The following is a 23,581-nucleotide window of genomic DNA, read 5'->3' on the forward strand; positions in this document are numbered from 1 at the left end:
GTTTCGCTGGATAACGACGGGATGAATCTGAATGAGCTGGATCATGCAGCAGTGTCGCTGGCCGGTGTGTCACCATCACATCAGTTTCCTATGGGCATGACCATGCCAATCAGCCGCAGACTTGCCTTGTTGGATTGGGCAGAACGCTCCGAAGCATACCTTATTGAGGATGATTATGACGGAGAGTTCAGGTATTCCGGGCGCCCGATTCCTTCTATGCAGGGGTTGCGGGAGAAAGCACCCGTGATCTATATGGGAGGATTCTCTCAGGTGCTTGCACCCGCCTTCTGCGTACACTATATGGTATTACCGAAGGAACTTCTCCCGCATTTTCACGAGGTATATAGAAACGTCCTATTTGAGCAGTCAGCTTCTCGTCTGCATCAGCGGGTGCTGGAATTATTCCTTCGTGATGGAGAACTCGGTAAACATATTCGTAAAATGCGTCATTTGTATAAACGCAAACACGATCTGACAGTGCAGGCTATGCAGCTGCATTTTGGCGATTGGCCTGGATTTGAAATCCGGGGTGAACATGCAGGTTTTCATCTGGTATTGCGGTTGACCCATCCGAATCCAGCCCAGAATATGGTGGATGCGGCGTTAGAGGCAGGTGTACGAGTGGCCTCGGCGGAATACCTATGGGCAAACGAAAGTCTCCCTGCTGACGGTAAACGAGAGTTCATCATTGGATTTGCTGGCATCGAGCTGGAAAAAATTGAGCCGGGTATTGCAGCGCTGGCAAGTGCATGGAAAAGTTGAAAATTTACGTATGATTAGATGCCGATAAATGATTGAGGGTACAGTTATATTCAGGATTTACATATGAGCTGCAGTGCATGAGAGTAAAAGAAAAGGCTGTGCCTTCTGAGAAGTGTGCAGCCTATTTGCCTTATCTTTAGATTAATTTCAATGTTAATTTGTTCACCAGAGGAAGGGTTTAATTACATATAATTACTAACCTTACAAAATTGTAAGGTAGATGTAAGTTTGATCGATTGGTACGTTCTTTTAACGGCCGTATACTGGTAGTTGAGAAACAAGAAAGATTGGAAATGCCGTCACTTAACACGCACTAAGGTAAGGAACGATAGCTGTTCTAATCGTTTTGGCTTGGGAGACTGATTCAGATCTTCAATGCAGGGAGATCTATCAGCTTCTCATGGCATTTTATTTTTTTGTTTTATGTGGAAAATATTTGAATTTAGTATTTTATATGGATGAAAAGGGGTGTTGTGCATTCACGATGTGGTGGCGTTAAGAGCGCTTCGGAAATGTGCCTTATTCATCTCACCATAGATTAATCAAGGTGAGCTTCATTTATCATGCATTCAGTAATTCATTTCAGATGGAGGTGGACTTTTTGTTCCAACTAGATATTGATATTTTTCGGGCCATTAACGGCTTAGGCCGACAATTTCCTTTTCTGAATCCGGCTGCTGTTATTGCAGCAGAATATATGATGTATCTGCTTGCACTGGCCATGCTGATTTATTGGTTTACCCGCAGCATGCAGCATCGAATGATGGTCATTCAGGCAGGCCTTGCTTTTATTATGGCGGAGATCATAGGGAAAACGATGGGCTTATTGTATGAGCATTATCAGCCGTTTGCGGTACTGCCGAATGTTAACAAACTGATCGATCGCAGTATAGATAATTCTTTTCCTAGTGATCATACCATTTTGTTTTTCTCCGTTGCGTTCTCTTTCTGGCTGGTTCGAAAAAAAGAAGGATGGCTCTGGTTGTTACTCGCAATCTGCGGTGCAATCTCCCGCGTTTGGGTTGGTGTGCATTATCCAATCGATATCATAGTAGGGGCGTTAATTGGTATCGGATCAGCATGGTTTATGTACTGGCTGGCCCCTAAGGTTGGAATAATCGGAAGATCTCTGGCTTTATATGAAAAAATGGAGCAGCGTATCTTACCGACTCGTCATAAGTCTGGAAGTATGTAAAATTTCAGTAGTGCGTTGATAAGCCGTATGCTGTATATATTTGCTGACATACGTCTAGCTAATTGCATGCATATCTAATTCATGTTAAGCTGCAGGCAGGTTATACATTACCAAAGCAGTGGCAAGTCTGGAACTGAGATTCCGGATTCGCCACTGCTTTTTTTGGACTCGACAGCAATAGAACATGTAAAAAGAGAAAATTTGTTTTATTGAAGGCATCCATATTTCATCATAGCCGTACAATCTAGCTTTTTTTAACTGCTCCATTCAAGAACAATCTCACCAAATCCTGAGCTAACTCCTCAATTGTTTCCTTCATATTGCGTACATCCTCACGGTTGGCAAGCATGAGCAGGGAGGTAAACGCCTGAGCGAGCAGCAGAGGATTGGCCTTTCGCAAATATCCGTGATCCATCTCCTGCTGGAGGTGAGCAGCCAGTACATCAAAGATGCGATTCTCTGCATCTCGAATCTTGGCAAGCTGCTCAGCATTCAAGTATACATTGGCTTCGCGCATCATCGTTTCGGTATCGACATGAGAACGCTGCATCTTGGCAGCCGCCACGTTGACCAGCCGTTCATGCAGTGTGCCTTGTTCGCCCAAACGCAGGGTTGTCTGCTGCATGCCCATGTCCATCATACGGGTAATGGCTGCGGTGAATAGTTCCGGTTTGCTGGAAAAATGATAATAGATGGACGCTTTGGTAACGTGGCATAACGAAGCGATCTGTTGAAGAGAAACAGCTTCGTATCCGTATTCCATAAACAGCCGTGAGGCTGTCATTAAGATGTTGGTGTAGGCGGAAGCCTGATCGGTGCCTGCCTTGGGTCTGCCTGGTGCACGCGTTGGGCCTGCTGTTTTTTTTGGCTTTTTGTTCATGATGTTCGACCTCATTTACGGATAAAATAACGTATTGCAGCATTTCATAAAATTAGGGATTGCATAATTAACCTTCCGGTAAGTATAATTAACTCGATTATATTATGACTCATGGTTCATTTCTATACCATGACATTAATTTCAAAGCTGTTTTGATTAACAAAACTAGGGAGATGAATAGACCATGCAGGAAGGTTCAGGTTATGGCCGCTTTGTAGCGGGCAAACGAAGTAAATGGGTCACGCTGCTCGTATGGATTATCATTGCGGTTGTGCTTGGTATGGTGTGGCCGGCAGTAAATCAACGTGAGACCAACAACGCACAGGACCTGAGTGATTCCAAACCATCCGTTCAGGCCGCTGCTCTGGCGAAAAAAGAATTCCCCGGCGGTGAGGGACTGCCAGCACTAATCGTCTGGCGCAGTTCCACCGGCCTTACGGATGATCAGATACAGCAAATTCAAGCGTTGACAGAGCGTCTTGATCAAGACCCGGTGGAGCAGCAGCAGTCCGTTGTGCCGCTGTATCAGCTTCCGCCGCAGGCGATTAAAGGGCAGCTTTCGGAAGACGGAAGCACCATCGTCATGCCGCTATTTTTTAATAAAGATGCCGATGCAGAGCAGCTGAAGGCAGGCATTGAAGGGTTAGAGGAAAAAACCAAAGCGATCTTTGGCATGAATCCATTTGAAACGGCGATCGACAACGACAGCAAGCTGATTGCCCGGGTAACGGGACCCGTTGGAATTTCCATTGATGCTACCGGATTGTTCTCTTCAGCCGATGTATCTCTGTTAATTGCAACTGTAGTGCTTGTGCTTGTCCTGCTGCTGCTGATCTATCGCTCGCCAGTTTTGGCGATTATCCCAATTATCGCAGTAGGCTTTGCCTATATGGTGACCAGTCCGATTCTCGGATTTATGGCAGATCAGGGCTGGATCACGGTGGATGCACAGTCCATCTCGATCATGACCGTATTGCTCTTTGGAGCAGGTACGGACTACTGTCTGTTCATGATCTCCAGATACCGTCAAATTCTGTATCATGAGCAGGATAAAAAGAAAGCTATTTTCCAAGCGATCACCGGTTCATCCGGCGCGATTGCGATGAGTGGATTTACGGTCGTTGCCGCTTTGCTCGTGCTGCTGCTGGCTGAGTATGGTGCATATCATCGTTTTGCCGTACCATTCAGTTTGTCCATCTTCATCATGTTTATAGCAAGTCTCACGCTCGTTCCGGCGCTGCTTGCCATCTTCGGGCGGGGATCGTTCTATCCGTTCGTTCCACGTACTCACGAGATGGAAGTGGAGCGGACGAAGAAAAAAGGCAAACCGGCTCCGTCTCCGCGTAAAGTCCGTGAAAGCTGGATCGGACGCATCGTAACGACTAAACCTTGGACGGTTCTGGCGATTACGGTAGTGCTGCTCGGTGGACTGGCTGCTTTTTCAACACAAGTGAAATTTACGTACGACTTGTTATCTTCCTTCCCGGAAAATGTACCTTCGCGTGAAGGCTTCAAGGTTATTGGGGAGCAATTTTCCCAAGGAGAGCTCGCTCCAGTTAAAGTGATCGTGGATGCCGGGGGCAAAGAGACAGATCTGAAGCAGCGTCTCGAATCACTGGATTATATCAGCAAGGTGGGTGACGCGCAGCAAGGCGCGGAGAATGCCAACATTACGGCGTATGACGTAGAGTTCAATCTCAATCCATACTCCATTGAAGCGATGCAGCATATTCCAGACCTGCGCGATGCGGCGGAATCGGCATTGAAAGATGCCGGGGTTGCCAACGTGGATCAGCAAGTCTGGATTGATGGACAGACGGCTGAACAATATGATATCGAAGTCGCTGGAGAGCGCGATGCGAAGATTATTATTCCAGTCGTTATCGGTATGATTACGCTGCTGCTGCTGCTCTATCTGCGTTCGATTGTTGCGACAGCATACCTGATTGCGACTGTAGTCCTGTCGTATTTCTCCGCACTCGGCCTGGGGTGGATTATCATCCACTATGGTCTTGGCGCAGAGGCGATTCAGGGAGCGATCCCGCTGTACTCCTTTGTCTTCCTCGTGGCACTCGGCGAGGATTATAACATCTTCATGATCTCAAGCATCTGGCAGAAACGCAAAACGATGCCGCTGCGTCAGGCTATTAAGGAAGGTGTAGGCGAGACGGGTTCGGTTATTACCTCTGCGGGTCTGATCCTGGCAGGCACGTTCGCCGTTCTGGCCACCCTGCCAATCCAGGTGCTGGTGCAGTTCGGGATTATCACCGCCGTAGGTGTTATGCTTGATACGTTCCTGGTTCGTCCGTTCATGGTTCCAGCGATTACAGCGCTGCTGGGCAAATGGGCTTTCTGGCCAGGCAAGTATATGCCGATTGCGGAAAAGCAAGAAAAGAAACCAACCCGATCCCTGTAAACTATGGAGAGGGACAGATGGACGGCGGGGCTTCATGCCCGTGGTCCATCTTTCTTTTTTACCAGAGGCGAGAGCATTGAGGTTTGTCTGTCTGAGATGGAATGGATAAGCTGGTAAAAATGCGCAGAAAATGCTGTAGGGACGGGGTTCTTTGGGTGCGGAAGGTTTACTCGGCTAAGGGTTATGGGACATAATAGAGGAAGCGTCGGCCTTGGGCGGACGGACAAGTTCACATCAATGGGGTAACCAGAGGAAGGATGAAAGCAAGCATGACGAACAAACTGAATGTGTATTTCAATCATGACGGCGGCGTAGATGATCTCGTATCGCTGTTTATGCTTCTGCAAATGGACAATGTACATGTAACCGGTGTATCGGTTATTCCGGCAGACGGATATTTGGAGCCGGCAACTGATGCGAGCCGTAAAATTATCGATCGTTTTGGGACGTATTCCATTGAAGTATCCAAATCCAATTCCAGAGGCAAAAACCCGTTCCCGCCAGCGTGGAGACTGCACTCATTCTATGTAGATGCACTGCCGATTCTGAATGAATCAGGCAAAATGGAAGCGCCGCTCTCGGCTGTACCAGCACATCAGCATCTGATTGAGAAAGTACGCAGCACCGAAGGGAAAACGCTGCTTCTGTTCACCGGTCCGCTGACAGACCTCGCACGTGCGCTGGACGAAGCACCGGACATTGAAGAGAAGATCGACAAGCTGGTATGGATGGGCGGTACATTCGAACGTGGAAACGTAGAAGAGCCGGAGCATGACGGTACTGCGGAATGGAACGTATTCTGGGACCCGGAAGCAGCCTATCGCGTGTGGCAGAGCGGCATCCAGATTGATCTGGTTGCTCTGGAGAGCACGAACAAAGTACCTCTTACACCTGCAGTCCGTAACCGCTGGGCAGCAGAACGCCGCTTCGAAGGCGTGGATTTCCTAGGGAACTGTTATGCAGGCTGTCCGCCACTGGTTTACAGTGAAACGAATTCCACCTATTATCTGTGGGATGTGCTGACTACGGCTTCCGTAGGCCGCGAGGACATTGTGAAGAAAAAAACCGTGAACTGCATCGTCATCCCAGATGGTCCAAGCCAAGGCCGCACGGTGGAGCAGGCAGACGGACGTCCGGTACAGCTGGTCTATGATACAGACCCGGATGCGTTCTTCACATACATGACAGATTTGGGCAAAAAGGCTGCTCCGCAGCGCTACTAATGATCGGCAGCCCCGCGGCTGACCTTCATTTAAGATAAAAAGGCCTTTATAGGATACGTATCAATGATGCGCATCCTATAAAGGTAAGAGCTAAAGAAAGCCGCAGGCTGTGTTCCGATGATCGAGAAAACCCCGATCACTGGAATGCAGGCCATGCGGCTTTTTGTTCTAGATTTTAAATCGGCTGATCAGGCCATTCAGTTCACTGGATAGAACACGCAGCGACTCGGCGGAGTCACTGATCTCACCCATGGATTGCAGCTGCGTTTCGGCAGCCTGAGATACTTTCTGGATGCTGGATGAGGATTCTCGCGAGATATGTTCCATGTTTTCAATGGATGCCGACACTTCCTCTGAACTTGCTGATAGCTGTTCGGAAGCTGCGGACACTTCATGCAGCCGCTCGTTAATCGTTTCAATGCCGCCATGAATGGAAGAGAAAGATTGACCTGCCTCCTGCACGACAGTCAGACCGGATTGCACTGCTGTAGTGCTTGCCGACATATGTTCTGCAAGCAAAGAGGTCTGACGTGTCATCTCCGTAATCAGCTCGGATACGTGCTGTGAGGATTGTTCGGATTCCCCTGCGAGCTTGCGCACCTCGGAGGCAACTACAGCAAAACCACTGCCATGTTCACCTGCACGGGCAGCTTCGATACTGGCATTCAGTGCAAGCAGGTTTGTCTGGGAAGCAATATTTTTCATCAAATGAGCGACGGATTCGATCTGGCTGGAGTAATCCGTTAGCTGTGTCGTTGATGCCGCCATCTGTACGTTGGCCTGATAAATCTCGTCCATGCTGCGAATGGCTGTATCCAGCTTGGCTTGTCCCTGAAGGGCATCGTTTGTTGTCTGCTGCGACACGTCGGCAACCTTGGATGAAGAATGAGCAATATGCTGCATACTGCGTGTAATCTCTTCCATGGCAACCGTGACTTCTCCAGCACGTACCACCTGTTCGGAAGCCCCTTGTGCAGTATGATTCGTGTGCTCTGCAATCCGCTGACTGGCCTCAGCCGTTGCCTGGGAATGACGAGACACACCTGCCGCAGCATGCAGCAGGGAATCCGAGCTTTGACGAATACCTGTCATGACTTGCCGGGTATCCGTGACCAAGTGTTTGAACTCGGAAGCAAGCTGCCCAATTTCGTCTTTGCGTCCAAGCTCTACGTTGACGGTGAGGTCTCCTTTTCCCACTTCGGTAATGAGCTGTTTCAGCTTCACCAGCGGCCTTGTCAGATAACGTGCGAAAATATACACCAGCAGTACACTAAGCAGTACAATCGCCAGCGCTGTCCAAACCATCGTGATTCGGTTGCTTGCCATGAGTTCATAGACTGCGGTAGAGTCCAGATCGGCTCCTACAATACCTAACATCTTGCCATCCGTTCCATGAATCGGCACATAAGCGGTAATCGTAGCCCCGTAATCTTCATCCCGAGTAAGCTCTCCGCGAACCGATGTATCTTGTGCAAAGGCTTGAAGCATACCAGCGTACAGTGTTTCCTCTGCTTTGCCGTAAGGCGAGAAATCATCCTCGGGTGTATCGGGAGCAGCTCCATCCACCACGTAATAGTATGCGGCCTTCCCGTTCTCTTCCCTTGTGCTCATCGTGTAAAGATACTTAAGCCCGTTGGCCTCTCGCAGCTGACTAAGCTGTTCGCGCAGTGTGTCATAATACGCGGTCTTGTCCTTCCCCGTACTTAGCGGAGCATATAGTGAAGTATCAATTAAGGCGGCGGCCCGTTCAGCTACAGCCTGAGCCTGCATTCCCATGGATTGTTCCACCAATTGGGCTGACGCACGGTACATGGTGATGCCAAGAATAGCACCCGCCGCCAGCATCAGACAGGAAAAAAATAAAAAAATACGCATAAATAAACTATTCATCGTTCTAATTGCTCCCCTTTGTTGAACCGGTTTGATCTTTTGTAGTCTATCTGTAGGAAAAATAATTGACCAGCTAACGTGCATTTTATGTATATACTTCTAATTGAATTTATCGGCTCAAGAGAGGGAAAGGATTAGAGACAGGGCTGGATTGATTTGGGGTAATTTTCGGTAAAAAGAATCTGCAGATTGTCTTAATCTAGATAGACCGATTATTAGTCAAATAAGGTTCCTGGGGATCGATAGACATTAGAGGGGGAGATCCGATACTAAAACTGAGAAACTGGAAAATGATGAATCCCCCTCACCTGCATTTCATTCCTCTTTCCTTCGATCTATCCTGCGAAAATGTGTGCCATCTCTGTTCAGCAGACTCATTGCTACTTACATCGTTCCGCCGCCTTGGCGAACGGATGGTGGGATCTTCTCGGGTCCCTGATTGATGTATCGATTGATAAAGGTTCCCACCTTGGCATCGTCAAACTTGTCCAGTTTCATCGTTTTGGTCCAAGCGGTCATGACGACTTCGCTGCCATCGGGAATATCTTTGTTCGGTACGGCAAGAATGCCTGATCCTGCTTTACGAAATTTTGTGAGATATTTCAGATGTTCCTTAAGCTCTTCACCAGCATTTTCACGATAATAAATAATGATGTCCCCGTGCTCCATGTTATGAACCAGATAAGGGTAACCAGGAAAGTCCGTATAAAAACCAAACTGAATATCATGCGGATTGTGCGGCCCCGAGGTCGGAATGGTCATCTCATAGTGAATGGGTTCTTCGGTGTGGTTGGCCCCATAATATTTGTCACTGGTCACATTGATCGCTGCGCTGCTGTCCAGGTCTGCGGTATTATATGTTTTATCAGCACGCTGCAGAGAAAAAATCCCGAATGCTGTGATGGATAGAGCGATCACAATATGAGCTGCAGTATGAATGGCTCGGCTTTTCTTTTGAATTAATGCACGCTCTTTCTTTTTCATATGACTGAGAATGCTGCCGCGTGTACGCGATGCCCAGACATAAGCGGCAGCGGAGAGCAGCAGCAGGGCGGCTCCAAGAATCAGCCATAGGTATGAGGTGCCCGTTTGTTGTTCCATCTGCATATGATCCATGTGGGTCATGTCCATTCGAATTCCCCTTTCTTTCGTCTTAAAATAATGAATAATGACACTACATATTGTAGTGTTTATGGGTGAAGAGATAGTAACAAAGAATCCATCCAAATCCATGCTGAATAAAGATTTATAAGCGTAATCTTTCAGGAAAATCGCTTGGGAAATGTTAAGTAAATAAAAACATATGATTCGCACTACACATTATAGTGTAAATCATATGTTCCGTGCAACGCTTCTAGCGCGCCTTCGAAATATGAAAAAGGCTTCACCCGACAGGTGAAACCTTCAGAATTTTAAAATAAGGAGAATGAAGACCAAGCTACAAGCCTCTATAAGGTGCGAACAGTGGATCGAAGAAACCTGCAACCACGGCATATAACAAACGATAGGTTACGTAAAACAGCACCGCATTAACGATCAGCACGCTGTACACACTATCAAGTGCAGCTTTGGTACGATTCAGCGGATGGTGGAACAGCACCGTATTCATAGCGACAAACATAACGATATACGACAGCACCAGCAGGGAAATGGCAAACGAATACGAGATTACAATCATCAGGTTAGCCAGCAAAAGGGTAACGATCCCTGGCACCAGCAGGGTTCCGAACTGGGCAATCAGTATTTTCGGACGGAAAGTAATCCGTTCCAGCTTCAGCACACCATAGATCAGTGCGGCCGCGGCAATGAGAATAATTGCTGTAAACAGCAGTGGACGCAGGAATCCGCTAATGAACAGTCCATCCGCACCAAGACGTCCAAATGTGATTAGAATATATGTAGAGGTCAAGACAGCAAACAGAGCCATGGTTACCAGACCATGCAGGGCATGCTGTTCCCCGACGGTTTTCATCGACTGATACGGACGAGCCAGTACGCTTAGAAAATAGGAAAGATATTGTTTGCTCACTTCTTTGGCTTGCTGTACTTTCTCATTCTGCACGAGGTTGCTCCACTGATTTCCTGCGCTGTTTTGGGCAGAACCGTGGTCGGCAGCATCGTTGTTACTGGCATGATTCGTTTCGTAAATAGGTGATGGTACGGGTGAGACGGATGATGAACGTGTGGATGCGGATTCATGAGAAGCTGGTTCCTGAGTACTGGACCAACGAGTGTACTCCTGATCGGCAGGCACCGAATCTGTGTGGTTGACAGGATTCGCAGGTTCAGAAGAAGCGTGGTTTCCAGTCAGGTTAGAGCCGCACCTCTCGCAAAAACGGGCATCTCCATTTTCATGATTACATACTGAGCATTTCATGTGATAAGCCTCCAATTTCTTGAAATATGTAACAGTGTACATTGTGTCTCATTTTAACGTTCGATGACGAACTTTGTCTATGTATCGCAGAATTAAATACCCAAAAATATTTTCCTGAAACAGGGAAGGAAATCAACTCGTATAACTCCTTCTCACTGCAGCAGCGATTGGATAGAAGTTAGAAGTTACGGAAATAATTCCATATAGTACAGGGTTCTGCGTATGCAGGTTCAGCTGCTTTATTTCAGGTCATTACGCTCAATGTTCGCTTTTGTGTGTTTTTTATATGTGAAATATATCTTTTGGGTTGCCCATTACAGAAGAATTATGTATAATCAATCGTGTTAACACGTCGAATGTACGGTAGTAAAAGATGTGGGTGAGTTCAATGGAACTGCTGGACAACAATGAGAGCAAGAAGAAGATGTGCCAGTATTATAATGAAATCTCGAAGGAACTATTCGGATTTGGTACCACTCTCCTGAGAGTGACCATTGACCAGAATATTGTAACCTTCTATGCGAAACACCGTCGTTCGCCGCGCTCTGATGCCCTGGAAGGGGAGGCCCCCGGCTTGAAGCTGGAAGTGGACTTCCGCATGTCTGTCTTATATAAGAAGAAATTCCGGGAGAAACTCGAGCAGCATATGGGTTTGCCTATTGAAGCAGTATTGCGGGATTATGATGCGTCCACCCAGTGGGCCATCACCAATGTGATTTTGAAACAAGTCTAGATCGGATCGGCAGGATAGACTCTTGCAGATACAATCATAGATGTGATTCGATCTCATGCATGATTCCGAATCCTAATTTCATATGATGGCGTCTGTCTTCGGATTGATTCTGAAGCGGAAACCGATGATGTACCGGCAGCGGGTGTCGCTTTCCTTTGTTTACGAAGAAAAGTGTTCTTGTTCTTACAAGAATGCTTTTCTTTTTGTTTTATTTAGATTGTCATATCACACATATCAGGGGGAACTAAATCATGAAGAAAAAATGGATTAGCGGGTTGGCAGCAGCGGCCCTGACATCGGTGCTGCTTGCAGGCTGCGGCAGCGGCAGCGGCACGGAGAACGCGTCGGGTGGATCAGGCAGTGGAGGAACAGCAGCGAACAAACTGGTTATCTCGACCTGGGGTTTCTCGGAAGATTTCTTTAATGAAGAAGTATTTGGCCCTTTTGAAAAGGAACATAACGTTGATATTGTGCTTGAAGTCGGCAACAACGCAGAACGTCTGAACAAAATCCGTCAGGGTACATCCAATGTGGATGTCATCTATCTGTCCGATTATTATGCACAACAGGGCATTGATGAAGGTCTGTTTGAGAAAATTGACCGCTCCAAAATTCCGAATATTAACGACATTTATGATATTGCCAAAGCACCGCTAGGCGAAGATTATGGCCCGGCCTACACGGTTGGACAGCTCGGCATTGCCTACAATCCGGATATGGTATCCAAAGAAGTCAGCTCTTGGAGCGATCTGTGGGACCCCGCGTTTGCGAATAATCTGACAATTCCGAACATTACGGCAACAGCAGGTCCTATGGTTGTCGATGCAGCTTCTCGTGTGGCAGGGAACGAAGCGTTTAACGAATATGCAGCCTTTGCCAAATTGAAAGAGCTGAGCGGCAACGTAGTGAAATTTTACAGCCAAACATCCGAGTTCGTGAATATGTTCTCCCAAGAGGAGATTGCGGGCGGACCGATCATGGAAATGTACTTCAAAGACCTGAAAGCGGCTGTTCCGAATGCAAAGTTCGTAACACCTAGTGAGGGTGCTTATGCCGTGATGAATACGATCAATGTGGTGAAAGGCAGCAAAAACAAAGAGCTGGCGGAAGAGTTCATCAACTGGCAGCTGAGCCAGGACGTACAGGCCAAATCAGCCAAAGCCAAAGTGGACTCCCCGGTGAATACCAAAGTTGAGCTGACTGCGGAAGAAGCGGAAGGTGTTACGTATGGTGCGGATGTGGTAGAGAAGCTGAACAAGCTGGACATGGAATTTGTGAACCAACAGGTCAAAGGCTGGACAGACCGCTGGAACCGCGAGATTGCACAGTAATTGCAAGCACTGCTGCGAAAAGCAGAGGCTTTCGAGAAGAAGTTTGTGAATCGATGAATCAAAAAAGGAAAGTTATATCACTGCACAGGAGCTGAGAACGGATGAGTGAAGGGCTTAAACGCGTCATTCTGGATGTGGATACAGGGATTGATGATGCGCTGGCCATACTGCTGGCGGTCAAAAGCCGGAGGCTGGACATTCTCGGAATCACTACAGTCTGTGGGAACGTCTCACTGCAGCAGGCGACAGATAATACATGCAAAATCCTTGAACTTGTGGATGCTAACGTGATCCCTGTCATTGCAGGAGCGGCAAAGCCGCTGGTTCGCGAGTCGCACTATGAGCATCGGGTACATGGACAGGATGGACTTGGCGGTGCACTTCCTGATTCGGCTTCCAAACAGGCTGAAGAAGGATTCGCCCCAGACTTTATTGTGGAGCAGGCCAAACGCTTTCCGGGAGAGCTGACCCTAATCATGACGGCCCCGTTAACAAATCTGGCGCTGGCCTTGATGAAATGTCCAGAACTGCCTTCTTTATTGAAGGAAGTGATTTTTATGGGCGGGGTAGTACGCGGACACGGCAACATTACACCAACCGCTGAATACAACACATACGCCGATCCGGAAGCAGCACGAATCGTGCTGCATGCTGGCATCGAGAAGCTTACGCAGGTTGGACTGGATGTGACGCGGCAAACACTGCTGGATGAAGCGGCAATTGGGCGTCTCACTGACCCGATACTGCGTGCGTACGTGGCCCAGAGTACGGAGATCTACATTAATCGCTATGAACAGATGAACGGGGTTCGGGCCTGTGCCCTGCATGATCCGTTGGCTGTAGGCGCAGCGCTTGTACCAGAGTTGGTTGGGCGCAAGTCCTATTACGTAGATGTCGAAACGGCGAGCCGCCTGTGTGACGGACAGATGGTATGTGATTTCCAAAACCGTCTCGGCAAACAGCCCAATACTCTCGTGTGCGAAACGGTGGATGCCGAAGCATTCCTTGAACTATTTATTAACGCATTAAATGCGTAAGTATGAGCTTCACGGCGCCCGGGTACATTCAGACAGAGATTTGGTCCTTACGTATACGCTCGTAGTGCAGGGGGCGAAATCGATTCTGAAGAAGCGAAGCGCTCGCCTTTATCCTTGGATTTTTCCTTCTATTAAGAAAGAATCAAGAAAATCCAAGGATAACAGCGATCGTAAGAACGATTCGTAACCGGAACGGCTGGCGTGATAACGTGGAGAACTAATCTATGAAGGCTGTACCAAACGAAACGTGTGAATAAAACATTTTAGAAGTCAGGAGTATCCCGATGAAAAAATCAGTAATCTACTGGCTGCTGCTGCCGGGATTTGTGTTTTTGGCGGCATTTATGATCATTCCGATTGTCCTGACGATCGGGTCAACGTTCTTTCAGGAGAACGAGTTTACCTTTGAAGGATATATGCATTTTTTCAGAGACCCATACTTTTTGAAAATATTGCTGACCACCCTGCAGGTTAGTGTGGTTACCACCATCGTCTGTGTGGTGCTCGGATTCCCGACAGCTTATTATATTTCGCGGAAAGCACCGCGCCGCAAAGGTATTCTGCTGGCCCTTGCCATTTTCCCTTTGCTGACCAGCCCGGTCGTGCGCTCGTTCAGCTGGATGATCATTCTGGGACGCAAAGGATTAATCAACAATACGTTGATTGGACTCGGCATCGTGGACAGACCGCTGGACATTCTGTATACCCCGGCAGCCATGATGATTGGTCTGACGCATCTGTTTCTGCCGCTCATGATTATCTCGCTGGTCGGTGTACTGGAGAACATTGACGGTGATCTGCTGAAGGCAGCGCAGAGTCTGGGGGCATCCCGTCTGACTGCGTTCCGCCGAGTGGTGTTCCCGCTGGCTGTCCCCGGGCTTGTGATTGGAGCCGTGCTGGTCTTTGTCGGCAGTCTGACGGCGTATACTACGCCTGCCCTCCTTGGGGGTAAACAGCGAGTAATTGCCACGTTCCTGTATCAAAATGCGATGACCCTTAACGACTGGTATCTGGCCTCCGTTGTTGCCGCGATTATGATTGTCATTACATTTGTCGTGGTTGGTGTCATGAACAAAATGGCCAAAACTTTAAATCCGAAGGGGTAGACATATGCGGGAGAAACATATCGGGCTGGGCCTGTTCAGTCTGCTGGTCTTTATCTTTCTGCTGGGCCCGCTTCTGATCATCTCGGTCACTTCATTTGAACCGGGAACGGTACTCAAATTTCCGCCGGAAGGTTTCTCCTTCCGCTGGTACGAAAATATTTTCAACACAGGCGGTTTCCTCCGCACGTTCCAGACATCCATCATCATTTCCCTGCTGGGGAACCTGCTGGCACTGGTGCTTGGAGTTCCGGCAGCATATGCACTCAGTCGTTATGATTTTAAAGGCAAATCCGTGCTGAACGCCCTGTTTCTGTCTCCGGTACTCATCCCGGGAATCGTGCTTGGTTTTACATTGATGAAATACTTGATTGTGATCTATCATCTGCCGATGTACCTGGGTTTGTTGATCGGTCACACGATTATTATGCTGCCGTTTATCATTCGGGTCATTGCATCGAGTCTGTCGAGCTTTGATTTTGCAGTGGAGGAGGCAGCGCTCAGTCTGGGTGCAGGACGGGTAAGAACGTTCTTCACGATTGTGCTTCCCAACATTCGCTCAGGGATTTTGGCGGCGGTGCTGATTGCCTTCCTGGAGTCCTTCAACAACGTGGACATCTCTGTATTCATGACGGGACCTGGAGTAAGCACACTGCCGATTCAGATGCTGACGTATGTGGAGAATTATTTTGACCCGACGATTGCAGCCATTTCGGTGCTTCTGATGGTATTGACCGGACTTTTAATGTTTGTGATCGAACGGATCATGGGCGGATTTTCATATTTTACTAAACGTTAATTGGAGGCGCAGAACGCTATGGCATTGCTGACACTAGACCACGTATCCGTGGCATACGACAAGCAGACAATCCTGAAGGATTTTCAGTTGGAGCTGGAAAAAGGCAAGCTGCTCTCCCTGCTCGGACCGAGCGGTTGCGGCAAAACGACTACGCTGCGCCTCATCGCCGGATTCCTGGAAGCATCACAGGGCAAGTTTATGTTCGGCGGGAAGGATTATACGAAGGTTCCGGTAAATAAGCGGAATTTCGGATTTGTATTTCAGAGTTATGCGCTGTTCCCGCATCTGTCGGTGTATGACAATGTGGCCTTTGGCCTGCGAATGCGAAAAGGGAAGGACAAGGATATTGCTTCCCGTGTGATGCGTATCCTTGAGGTGGTGAATCTGACCGGGTTCGAGAAACGATTCCCTACAGAGCTGTCCGGTGGACAGCGTCAGCGCGTGGCCATTGCTCGCGCACTCGTGATTGAGCCGGATCTTCTCCTGTTTGATGAACCGCTCAGCAACCTGGACGCCAACCTGCGGCTGAACATGCGTGTGGAGATTCGGCGAATTCAGCAGGAACTTGGCATTACGACGCTGTATGTATCGCATGACCAGGAGGAGTGCTTCTCCATCTCGGATCAGGTGGCGATTATGAATAAAGGCGTGGTCGAGCAGCTTGACCGCCCGGAAACCATTTTTAAATATCCGGCCACAGAATTTGTAGCACGTTTTATCGGATTCCATAACTTTATTGAATTTGCCGATCGCAGTGATGCAGGTGAATCGATTACGCTGCATGCAGGAGGCCGCACGTTTACGGCGACAGCGCACCCAGGGACAGCACGTCCGGGAGCACGCAAAGGGGCTATTCGTCCAGATGATCTGATCGTGAGCGGAGAGATGACAGGAGATACGAGCAACGCACTGCCGGGTATCATCAAAGTCAGCACGTACCTTGGGCGCAGTTATCAATATGTCGTTGAGACGGAACTGGGTGACTTTACAGCCAATCAGGAGATGGAGACGCCGTATCTCAGCGGCCAGCGTGTGAACCTGATTTTCCCGCAGGATAAGCTTGTACTTGTAGAGTAGAACGAGTGTGAGACTTGAATTGGGGATGACATGACGAGGTAAACGCAGCAACGAAGGCATTTCACGGGTGAGGTGCTGGTAAAGAAGGAGATTATGCTCATGCGTGCAGATCAACTGATAACAAACGTGAATATATATAACAGTTATTATAAACGGTTTGAAAAGAATAATGCTGCCGTACTGGACGGCCGCTTTATGTATATCGGCCCTGGTGGCCCGGAGATGATTGAGGCGGAGGAAGTCATTGATGCCCGGGGAAGGTACATGATTCCCGGTCTGATTGATATCCATCTGCATATTGAGAGCACGATGGTGACGCCGATTACATTTTCTCACGGCTTGATTCGCTGTGGTGTAACTTCGATTGTGGCTGAACCACATGAGATGGCGAACGTGTTTGGTTTGGAGGGTGTTCAGGAGATGATGGCTGCCAGCCGCGAGACGCTGGTGGACATGTTTTATGCCATTCCGAGTTCTGTTCCCGCTACGCCGATGGAGACGACCGGAGGAGCCATTGAGATCGAGGACATGGATGCGCTGCTCGCTACAGGGGAGATCATCTGTCTGGGCGAGATTATGAATTATGTGGATGTAATCCGTGACCCGGATTGCAAAACCAATCAGATTTTACAGCATATTCGTAAAAACTATCCTGATCTCGTCATCGAAGGACATACTCCGAAGTTACTCGGCTTGGACCTGCATCGTTTAATCTACGCCGGTGTTGATTCCGATCACACACATCAGAGTATAGAAGGACTGCAGGCCCGCATTGCAGCAGGCATGTTTATTGAGATTCAGGAGAAGTCAATGACCCCGGAAGTGATGGATTACCTGGTACGGCATGATGTGGCGCAGCATTTCTGCTTTGTCACCGATGATGTCATGCCGGATTCTCTGGTGGAGCGCGGGCATCTGGATCATATTGTTCGCAAAGCAATCCAAATGGGGATGCGTCCGGAGGATGCTGTTTATGCAGCAACATCCACTCCGGCGCAGCGTATGAAAATGACGGATCGCGGCAGCATTGCACCGGGAAAGGTGGCAGATTACATACTGCTGTCAGATCTGGAGCAGCTGACGATTGATCAGGTGTACAAAAAAGGACGCAAAGCTTATGACGACTACGAACCGTATAAGCAGGAACGAAGCACGGGTCAGTTTCCCTCTCACTTTTATACCAGTGTGAAGCTGGATATGCTGACTGCGGCAGACTTCTCCATCCAGTTATCGGACCCGAAGGTCGGCGGGAAAGGTTCAAATTCCTCTGGTGAAGGGGAAGGAGAAGGAGAAGGACCATATGCATGCCGTGTCATGATGGTGAAGGATGGATCGACCTTTGTGGAAGAGCAGATTGCTTCCATACCGGCAGCAAATGGTGAACTGCTGTGGGAAAACAGTGAGTATGGACAGATTGCCACCTTTGAACGTTATGCAGTGAACGGCAACCGTGCTCACGGTTTAATAGGTGGAGATACGATCAAACGAGGTGCGATTGCCACGACATATTCCCACGACAATCACAACCTGTTAGTGGTTGGACGCAATCGTGAAGATATGATTTTGGCGGCTAACACGGTAATTTCGAGCCATGGTGGATTCTGTGTGGTGGAGGATGGCAGGGTGCTTTCACATTTGGAACTGCCTGTTGGCGGTATTTTGACCGAAGAACCCCTTGCCGTCGTGTCTCATCAGGTGAAGGAACTGCGTGCGGCTATGTTATCTCTGGGCTATGTACACTACAATCCGATTATGTCGATCAGCACCCACTCTCTTGCTGTAAGTCCTGCATTGAAAATAACGGATCACGGCCTGATTGATGTGAATGCAGGCCAAGTTGTGCCGCTGATTGTGTAATTTAAATATACAAATTTCAAAGATTTAGTAGTGGAGTACTTTTAGCATAAAAAGTTTTAGACCCCGTTTCGCCATTGGAAAGTGGTGCGGCGGGGTCTTATTGTTCAAGCGGCGAATTCGAAGTCATCCTTCTGTATGCTTAATCGTGCAGGATAAACATGGACTAGATTTTAATCTTTCCTTGTAATGACCATTCCACATATTTGGACACCGACGGGGCAACCCACTTTCGACTATCATTTTCATGATTCCATACAAATACGTCACCTCTACAGAGTCCTTCCCCTGTCACTGGAAACGCGAATAAATCGCCAATGCCGCTTTCTCCGAAGAAAATCAGGTTATTAAATGGCATATAATATTCTTGGAAGTGATCGTCACGATAGTGTCTGTTTTCATTCTTGATTCGATCTGCTGACCAGATTAATCCTAAATCATAAATGGCCCTAACCCCATTGGTTTCCAACAGTATTTCCTTTAATTCGGAAGGGAGAGTGACATGGAACAAGCTCTCAACCTTTAGAATTTCATCTGCAGGTGCAGGAGAACTGAACGTACACTCTTCTGAAATTCCCTTGAAATATTCTTTCCACATGTAGGAGTCCTCCCGTCGTATGTAGTGTAATCATATACCTCGTATGAAACAGCTCTTCTTAGTGTTTAATGAAAAGAAGGCAGCCTGTAATAGACTTCTCCTACTATTTGCTGCTAAATAACGATAGGGAGAGCTATGAAGGACTACCTTTGTTAATTCATGCTTACCAAGTAAGCCAACCACTTGTACGTTTATAATTGTGCAGGAGATCATATTTCTCTTGTTGAATCAGACGTTTCATTTTCGTCCTATACAGACGATAATCGTGTTTTCGATTCATTTTACTTTCTTTGTTGAAATGCACACTCTTGATTCCTTTACGAATCTCCTTGAGCTTCTCTTTTCTTGGATCAATGAACTTCCTGCTGGTTTTCAATTCAAGCCATTTTTCATTTTCCCAGGTTGGAATCTCTTTGTGTGTAAACATCTTCATCCCTGTTGTGCGAGGTTATATTTTGGCTTCGAGAGCCATGGCCTTAGACACAACTAATAGAAGAAGACTTTTGGATTGAACATAAGCATCACCTCTGATATTGTTCATCCTAATTTTAACATAAGTACAACTTGTTTTCCCGATGTCATCATCTGATTTAGGGTTGTAATGGTCTCTTTGAAGATACACCGTCATTAATCCCCCTTTGGACGGGACAAATGAATACATATATAGTAAGAAGAGAATGTTCGGACTCGAAAGCAGGAGGGTAGAGAACGACTATGGATCAAATGAATTGCGTTAAAACTATATTTTTCGACGTGGATGATACTTTATATGATCACCTGCAGCCGCTTCGCGGAGCGCTGCAGGAGGTGCTGGGTTTACCCGATACGTTCGACTATGCGATGGCGTATCATCATTTTCGGTATTACAGCGACTGGTTGTCTGCACAGGAAGATTTGTCTGCGGTTCCCGAACCGGATGCAGTGGAGCGTATGCGAAGCCGCAGGTTTGAACTAACCATGGAGGAGTTTGGAATTGCACTGCAGTTTGGACAAGCACAAGAACTGCAGCGTACGTACCTGAGCAGACAGTTTGAGATTACTCCTTTCCAAGGAGTCTATGATCTGATTCGAAGACTTCAGGCGGAGGGGCATATGGTGGGTTTGATTACGAATGGAGAAGGCCCGCATCAGCGGCGCAAGTTAGAAGCGCTGGATGTGTTCAGTCTGGTGGATGAGCAGCTGATCTTTATCTCGGGTGAGATTGGTTATGCCAAACCGGACAGCAGACTGTTTGAACATGTGAACAAGCAGACAAGGACAGCAGCAGATCACTGCTATTATATTGGAGACTCGTGGCGCAACGATGTGGCAGGTGCGGTTGATGCTGGCTGGAACATCATATGGTTCAACCACCGCGAGGCGTCGCCCGAATCAGACCATCAGCCTCATTTTACAGCACAGAACTATGCAGAGATTAGCCGGATTCTTACGTTTGAGCATGCTCGTTCATAAGAAAAATTATAAATAAGAACACACCTACTAAGACATACCTATATTGTCATAGAAAGCATGCAGTCCTGTCATCTGCCGAAGAGGAAGGGCTGTCTTTTTATGTTTAACGAGGTGTGTGAGAATGTTCACTGAAGACCGGTAGGGTTGACTGTATAACTAAACAAGCAGCTTTGGGATGAAGAATACGCTCAAGTTGATCATGAAGTCAGCTTCATGGAATCTTCATTTGGAAGAGAGAGCAAAGCTCTTTTCAAAGTGTATAGGTGGTGTTATAATTAAAACAAGATTTAGATTAAGTCTAAATTAAAGATTGGATATTTAATTAACGCAGTTAAAATCAGTTTTAAATGTATGCTTAAAAAACTTAACGAACTATTCGAAAGGGGATAAATTCCATGAGCACAATCCAAACTAACCAAAACACATCTGCAGCAAACACAGCTAAACTTCAAGAGGTCTTGAACCGTCAGATCGCTGGATGGTCTGTTCTCTACACAAAGCTCCATAATTTCCATTGGTATGTTAAAGGACCACATTTCTTCACACTTCATGCGAAATTCGAAGAGCTTTACAATCTGACTACCGCGAATATGGACGAAGTGGCTGAGCGTCTACTGACCATTGGAGGTCGTCCTTCAGCGACAATGGCAGAACAGCTGCGTCTATCTCCAATTCAAGAGGCAGAAGGACAATTTTCCGCTGAACAAATGGTGGAACAGGTGGTTGCTGATCTGAATAAGATGCTGTCTGTTATTCGCCAAGGCATTGATGAGGCTGGAGAAGCAGGAGACAATGCAACCGAAGATATGATGATCGGGTTTACAGCAGCGCTGGATAAAGAAATCTGGATGTTAAATGCTTTTTTGGGCAAGTAACCAAATTTTCTCGTCCTCCTGGAAGTGATATGTAGAGTCCGTGAACAAACATCCCGTTCGCTTACAAATCCGGTGTACTTCCCGTATAATAATGGCATCCAAGATGTACAGAATGGTGGAATGAAAATGCGGACAGACCTGGATCGATTGCAGGAAGAAGCTGAACGGTTTATATATACAAGTTATGAAGAGCTGGGCCATACGCGTGAAGACGCAGAGGCCCGGCTTATTGCCATTACACGCGAAATAGAAGAAACAGGTACTTATATCCACACCGCCAAAGAGCTGGAACATGGCTGCAGAATGGCTTGGCGGAACAGCAACCGCTGTATCGGTCGTCTGTTCTGGGACAAGCTGCGAATCGTGGATGCCCGGCATGCGGATACGGCAGGTACAGCTGCGCAAGCGGTATTGGATCACATCCATAATGCTTCAAACGGGGGGAAGATCATTCCGACAATCACGATCTTGCCGCCGGAAGGCCCATCCGGAGCGCCCATCCGCATCTGGAATCACCAGTTGATCCGGTATGCGGGATACGAGACGGAAAAAGGTATTGTGGGTGATCCAGCATCCGTTGAGCTCACCAAAGCTGCTATCTCACTCGGCTGGCAGGGAGCTGGCGGGGATTATGATGTGCTGCCGCTCATTATCCAGGCCCAAGGACAAGCTCCAGAATGGTACGTGATTCCTGACGATGAGATCGTCGAGGTACAGATTGAGCACCCTGAGTGTACCGAGATCGCCGAGCTGGGTTTACGCTGGTACGGTGTGCCAATGATTGCGGATATGCGTGTGGAGATCGGGGGTATTAACTACCCGGCAGCACCGTTTAACGGATGGTATATGGAAACCGAGATTGGTGCGCGTAATCTGGCCGACACCTTCCGATATAACAAGCTGCCGGCTGCAGCTGAAGCACTTGGACTGAATACGTCGAGTGAAACGACACTTTGGAAGGATCGCGCTCTGGTGGAGCTGAACGTGGCTGTGCTGCATTCCTTCAAGAAGGCAGGCGTGAGCATTGTAGACCATCATACGGCTGCTTCACAATTTGCCCTGTTTGAACAGCGGGAAGAGAAGGCTGGACGCGAGCTGACCGGAGACTGGGTGTGGTTGATCCCTCCGGTATCTCCAGCCACCACCCATATTTTCCACAGTTCTTACCGGAATGAGATTGTTAAGCCGAACTTTTTCCACCAGGACCCTGCATATCAATTTCAGGGCAGCATTGCCGTGGCTGCTGATCCGAGCAGCAGTAAGCAGCGTGTTGAGCAGCCGAATCAGACACTCCGAGCGTATCCATCTGCTGAACCCGCTCGGTCGCAGGCAGGGAAGTCTCAGGCCGAGAGTACTCCAATGAAATGCCCGTTTGCACATTAAGTTGTGTGAGCGGGTTTATTTTTTTGGATCTTTCTGTATATAAAATATGAAAATTCAAACCCACTTTTTTCTATATATGAATACATGAAACAGCTCCATACTTAGTACATACATTATAGGGAGGCGATAGTATGGGATACATTGAGATGCTGCGAGGGCTGGTGGGGAATACTCCATTAATTTTGGTGAGGCCAAGTGTACTTATTGTTAATCACAAGCAGGAGATTCTATTAGTCAGGTATAGGGATGATAACAGTTGGGGAGTACCGGGTGGAATGATGGAACTGGGGGAGTCTGTTGAAGAATGCGCACGAAGAGAAGTTAGAGAAGAGATCGGCATAGAAATGAAAAGATTACAGTTATACGGTGTATTTTCGGGAGAAGAGTTACATACTCGATTAAGAAATGGTGATGAATATTACAATGTAGTTATTGGTTATATCTGTACCCAGTATGAAGGAGAGTTAAAGCCTGATGGGGAAGAAGTTGTTGAAGCAGGGTTTTATAGTCTGACAGAGCTGCCTGAGAGAACAGATCCGTATATAAAACAAAAAATTCTAGAAAATGCACACGCTTTGAATATGCTGCTCTAAACG

21 protein-coding genes are annotated in these 23,581 nt (G+C 47.6%); 15 read left to right on the top strand and 6 right to left on the bottom strand.

Annotated features, from left to right (window positions below):
• Positions 1-21: 21 nt before the first annotated feature.
• A complete protein-coding gene (locus ABXS70_RS28255; RefSeq protein WP_366292699.1) occupies positions 22-762 on the top strand; it encodes a PLP-dependent aminotransferase family protein in 741 nt (246 codons plus the stop codon).
• 586 nt (positions 763-1,348) lie between these two features.
• On the top strand, positions 1,349-1,957 hold the full coding sequence (locus ABXS70_RS28260) for an undecaprenyl-diphosphatase (RefSeq protein ID WP_366296801.1): 609 nt from the start codon (positions 1,349-1,351) through the stop codon (positions 1,955-1,957).
• A 244-nt stretch (positions 1,958-2,201) separates the two neighbouring features.
• Here ABXS70_RS28260 and ABXS70_RS28265 read toward each other — a convergent pair whose 3' ends face one another.
• Positions 2,202-2,837: a TetR/AcrR family transcriptional regulator gene (locus ABXS70_RS28265; RefSeq protein ID WP_342553220.1), complete on the bottom strand. Its 636-nt coding sequence runs from the start codon at positions 2,835-2,837 to the stop codon at positions 2,202-2,204.
• A gap of 184 nt (positions 2,838-3,021) precedes the next feature.
• Between ABXS70_RS28265 and ABXS70_RS28270 the strand changes: the two genes are divergently transcribed.
• Both ABXS70_RS28270 and ABXS70_RS28275 read left to right on the top strand, forming a co-directional pair.
• Complete coding sequence (locus ABXS70_RS28270) at positions 3,022-5,253, top strand: MMPL family transporter (protein WP_366292702.1); 2,232 nt, start codon at positions 3,022-3,024, stop codon at positions 5,251-5,253.
• Between the two features lie 269 nt (positions 5,254-5,522).
• On the top strand, positions 5,523-6,476 hold the full coding sequence (locus tag ABXS70_RS28275) for a nucleoside hydrolase (protein WP_342553218.1): 954 nt from the start codon (positions 5,523-5,525) through the stop codon (positions 6,474-6,476).
• Between the two features lie 168 nt (positions 6,477-6,644).
• Here ABXS70_RS28275 and ABXS70_RS28280 read toward each other — a convergent pair whose 3' ends face one another.
• The 3 genes from ABXS70_RS28280 to ABXS70_RS28290 form a co-directional block, all read right to left on the bottom strand.
• Entirely contained in the window at positions 6,645-8,366 is a 1,722-nt protein-coding gene (locus ABXS70_RS28280) for a methyl-accepting chemotaxis protein (protein ID WP_342553217.1), read from the bottom strand.
• Positions 8,367-8,750: 384 nt separating this feature from the next.
• On the bottom strand, positions 8,751-9,497 hold the full coding sequence (locus ABXS70_RS28285) for a DUF3105 domain-containing protein (protein WP_366292707.1): 747 nt from the start codon (positions 9,495-9,497) through the stop codon (positions 8,751-8,753).
• Between the two features lie 307 nt (positions 9,498-9,804).
• Positions 9,805-10,743, bottom strand: coding sequence for a zinc ribbon domain-containing protein (locus ABXS70_RS28290; protein WP_342553215.1), 939 nt, complete (start codon positions 10,741-10,743; stop codon positions 9,805-9,807).
• A gap of 388 nt (positions 10,744-11,131) precedes the next feature.
• Here ABXS70_RS28290 and ABXS70_RS28295 point away from each other — a divergent pair, with 388 nt between their 5' ends.
• The 7 genes from ABXS70_RS28295 (at position 11,132) to ABXS70_RS28325 (ending at position 18,680) form a co-directional block, all read left to right on the top strand.
• On the top strand, positions 11,132-11,476 hold the full coding sequence (locus ABXS70_RS28295; protein ID WP_366296803.1) for a Na-translocating system protein MpsC family protein: 345 nt from the start codon (positions 11,132-11,134) through the stop codon (positions 11,474-11,476).
• Positions 11,477-11,727: 251 nt separating this feature from the next.
• Positions 11,728-12,807: an ABC transporter substrate-binding protein gene (locus tag ABXS70_RS28300; RefSeq protein ID WP_366292710.1), complete on the top strand. Its 1,080-nt coding sequence runs from the start codon at positions 11,728-11,730 to the stop codon at positions 12,805-12,807.
• A gap of 101 nt (positions 12,808-12,908) precedes the next feature.
• Complete coding sequence (locus ABXS70_RS28305) at positions 12,909-13,844, top strand: nucleoside hydrolase (RefSeq protein ID WP_366292713.1); 936 nt, start codon at positions 12,909-12,911, stop codon at positions 13,842-13,844.
• A gap of 284 nt (positions 13,845-14,128) precedes the next feature.
• On the top strand, positions 14,129-14,950 hold the full coding sequence (locus tag ABXS70_RS28310) for an ABC transporter permease (RefSeq protein ID WP_366292716.1): 822 nt from the start codon (positions 14,129-14,131) through the stop codon (positions 14,948-14,950).
• Positions 14,951-14,954: 4 nt separating this feature from the next.
• The gene (locus ABXS70_RS28315) at positions 14,955-15,746 is read left to right on the top strand and encodes an ABC transporter permease (protein WP_145324685.1); all 792 of its coding nucleotides are present in this window, start codon (positions 14,955-14,957) and stop codon (positions 15,744-15,746) included.
• Between the two features lie 18 nt (positions 15,747-15,764).
• On the top strand, positions 15,765-16,823 hold the full coding sequence (locus tag ABXS70_RS28320; RefSeq protein ID WP_366292720.1) for an ABC transporter ATP-binding protein: 1,059 nt from the start codon (positions 15,765-15,767) through the stop codon (positions 16,821-16,823).
• A 99-nt stretch (positions 16,824-16,922) separates the two neighbouring features.
• Positions 16,923-18,680, top strand: a complete 1,758-nt coding sequence (locus tag ABXS70_RS28325; RefSeq protein ID WP_366292723.1) for an adenine deaminase C-terminal domain-containing protein — start codon at positions 16,923-16,925, stop codon at positions 18,678-18,680.
• Positions 18,681-18,843: 163 nt separating this feature from the next.
• On the opposite strand, the gene ABXS70_RS28330 is transcribed toward ABXS70_RS28325, so the two are convergent.
• Both ABXS70_RS28330 and ABXS70_RS28335 read right to left on the bottom strand, forming a co-directional pair.
• Complete coding sequence (locus ABXS70_RS28330; RefSeq protein ID WP_366292726.1) at positions 18,844-19,275, bottom strand: SMI1/KNR4 family protein; 432 nt, start codon at positions 19,273-19,275, stop codon at positions 18,844-18,846.
• A gap of 163 nt (positions 19,276-19,438) precedes the next feature.
• Positions 19,439-19,702 (bottom strand): hypothetical protein, encoded by a 264-nt coding sequence (locus ABXS70_RS28335; protein WP_366292729.1) that lies wholly within the window; start codon positions 19,700-19,702, stop codon positions 19,439-19,441.
• A gap of 287 nt (positions 19,703-19,989) precedes the next feature.
• On the opposite strand from ABXS70_RS28335, the gene ABXS70_RS28340 reads away from it, so the two are divergent.
• The 4 genes from ABXS70_RS28340 to ABXS70_RS28355 all read left to right on the top strand — a co-directional run bounded on the left by ABXS70_RS28340 (position 19,990) and on the right by ABXS70_RS28355 (position 23,578).
• Positions 19,990-20,727 carry an HAD family hydrolase gene (locus tag ABXS70_RS28340; RefSeq protein WP_366292732.1) on the top strand — a complete coding sequence of 246 codons (738 nt, stop codon included), beginning with the start codon at positions 19,990-19,992 and terminating at the stop codon, positions 20,725-20,727.
• A gap of 395 nt (positions 20,728-21,122) precedes the next feature.
• A complete protein-coding gene (locus tag ABXS70_RS28345; protein WP_342553206.1) occupies positions 21,123-21,602 on the top strand; it encodes a DNA starvation/stationary phase protection protein in 480 nt (159 codons plus the stop codon).
• A gap of 120 nt (positions 21,603-21,722) precedes the next feature.
• A complete protein-coding gene (locus ABXS70_RS28350; RefSeq protein WP_366292735.1) occupies positions 21,723-22,985 on the top strand; it encodes a nitric oxide synthase oxygenase in 1,263 nt (420 codons plus the stop codon).
• 131 nt (positions 22,986-23,116) lie between these two features.
• Positions 23,117-23,578 carry an NUDIX domain-containing protein gene (locus ABXS70_RS28355; RefSeq protein ID WP_342553204.1) on the top strand — a complete coding sequence of 154 codons (462 nt, stop codon included), beginning with the start codon at positions 23,117-23,119 and terminating at the stop codon, positions 23,576-23,578.
• Positions 23,579-23,581: the final 3 nt, after the last annotated feature.

The organism is Paenibacillus sp. AN1007, from assembly GCF_040702995.1.
Classification (GTDB): Bacteria; Bacillota; Bacilli; order Paenibacillales; family Paenibacillaceae; genus Paenibacillus.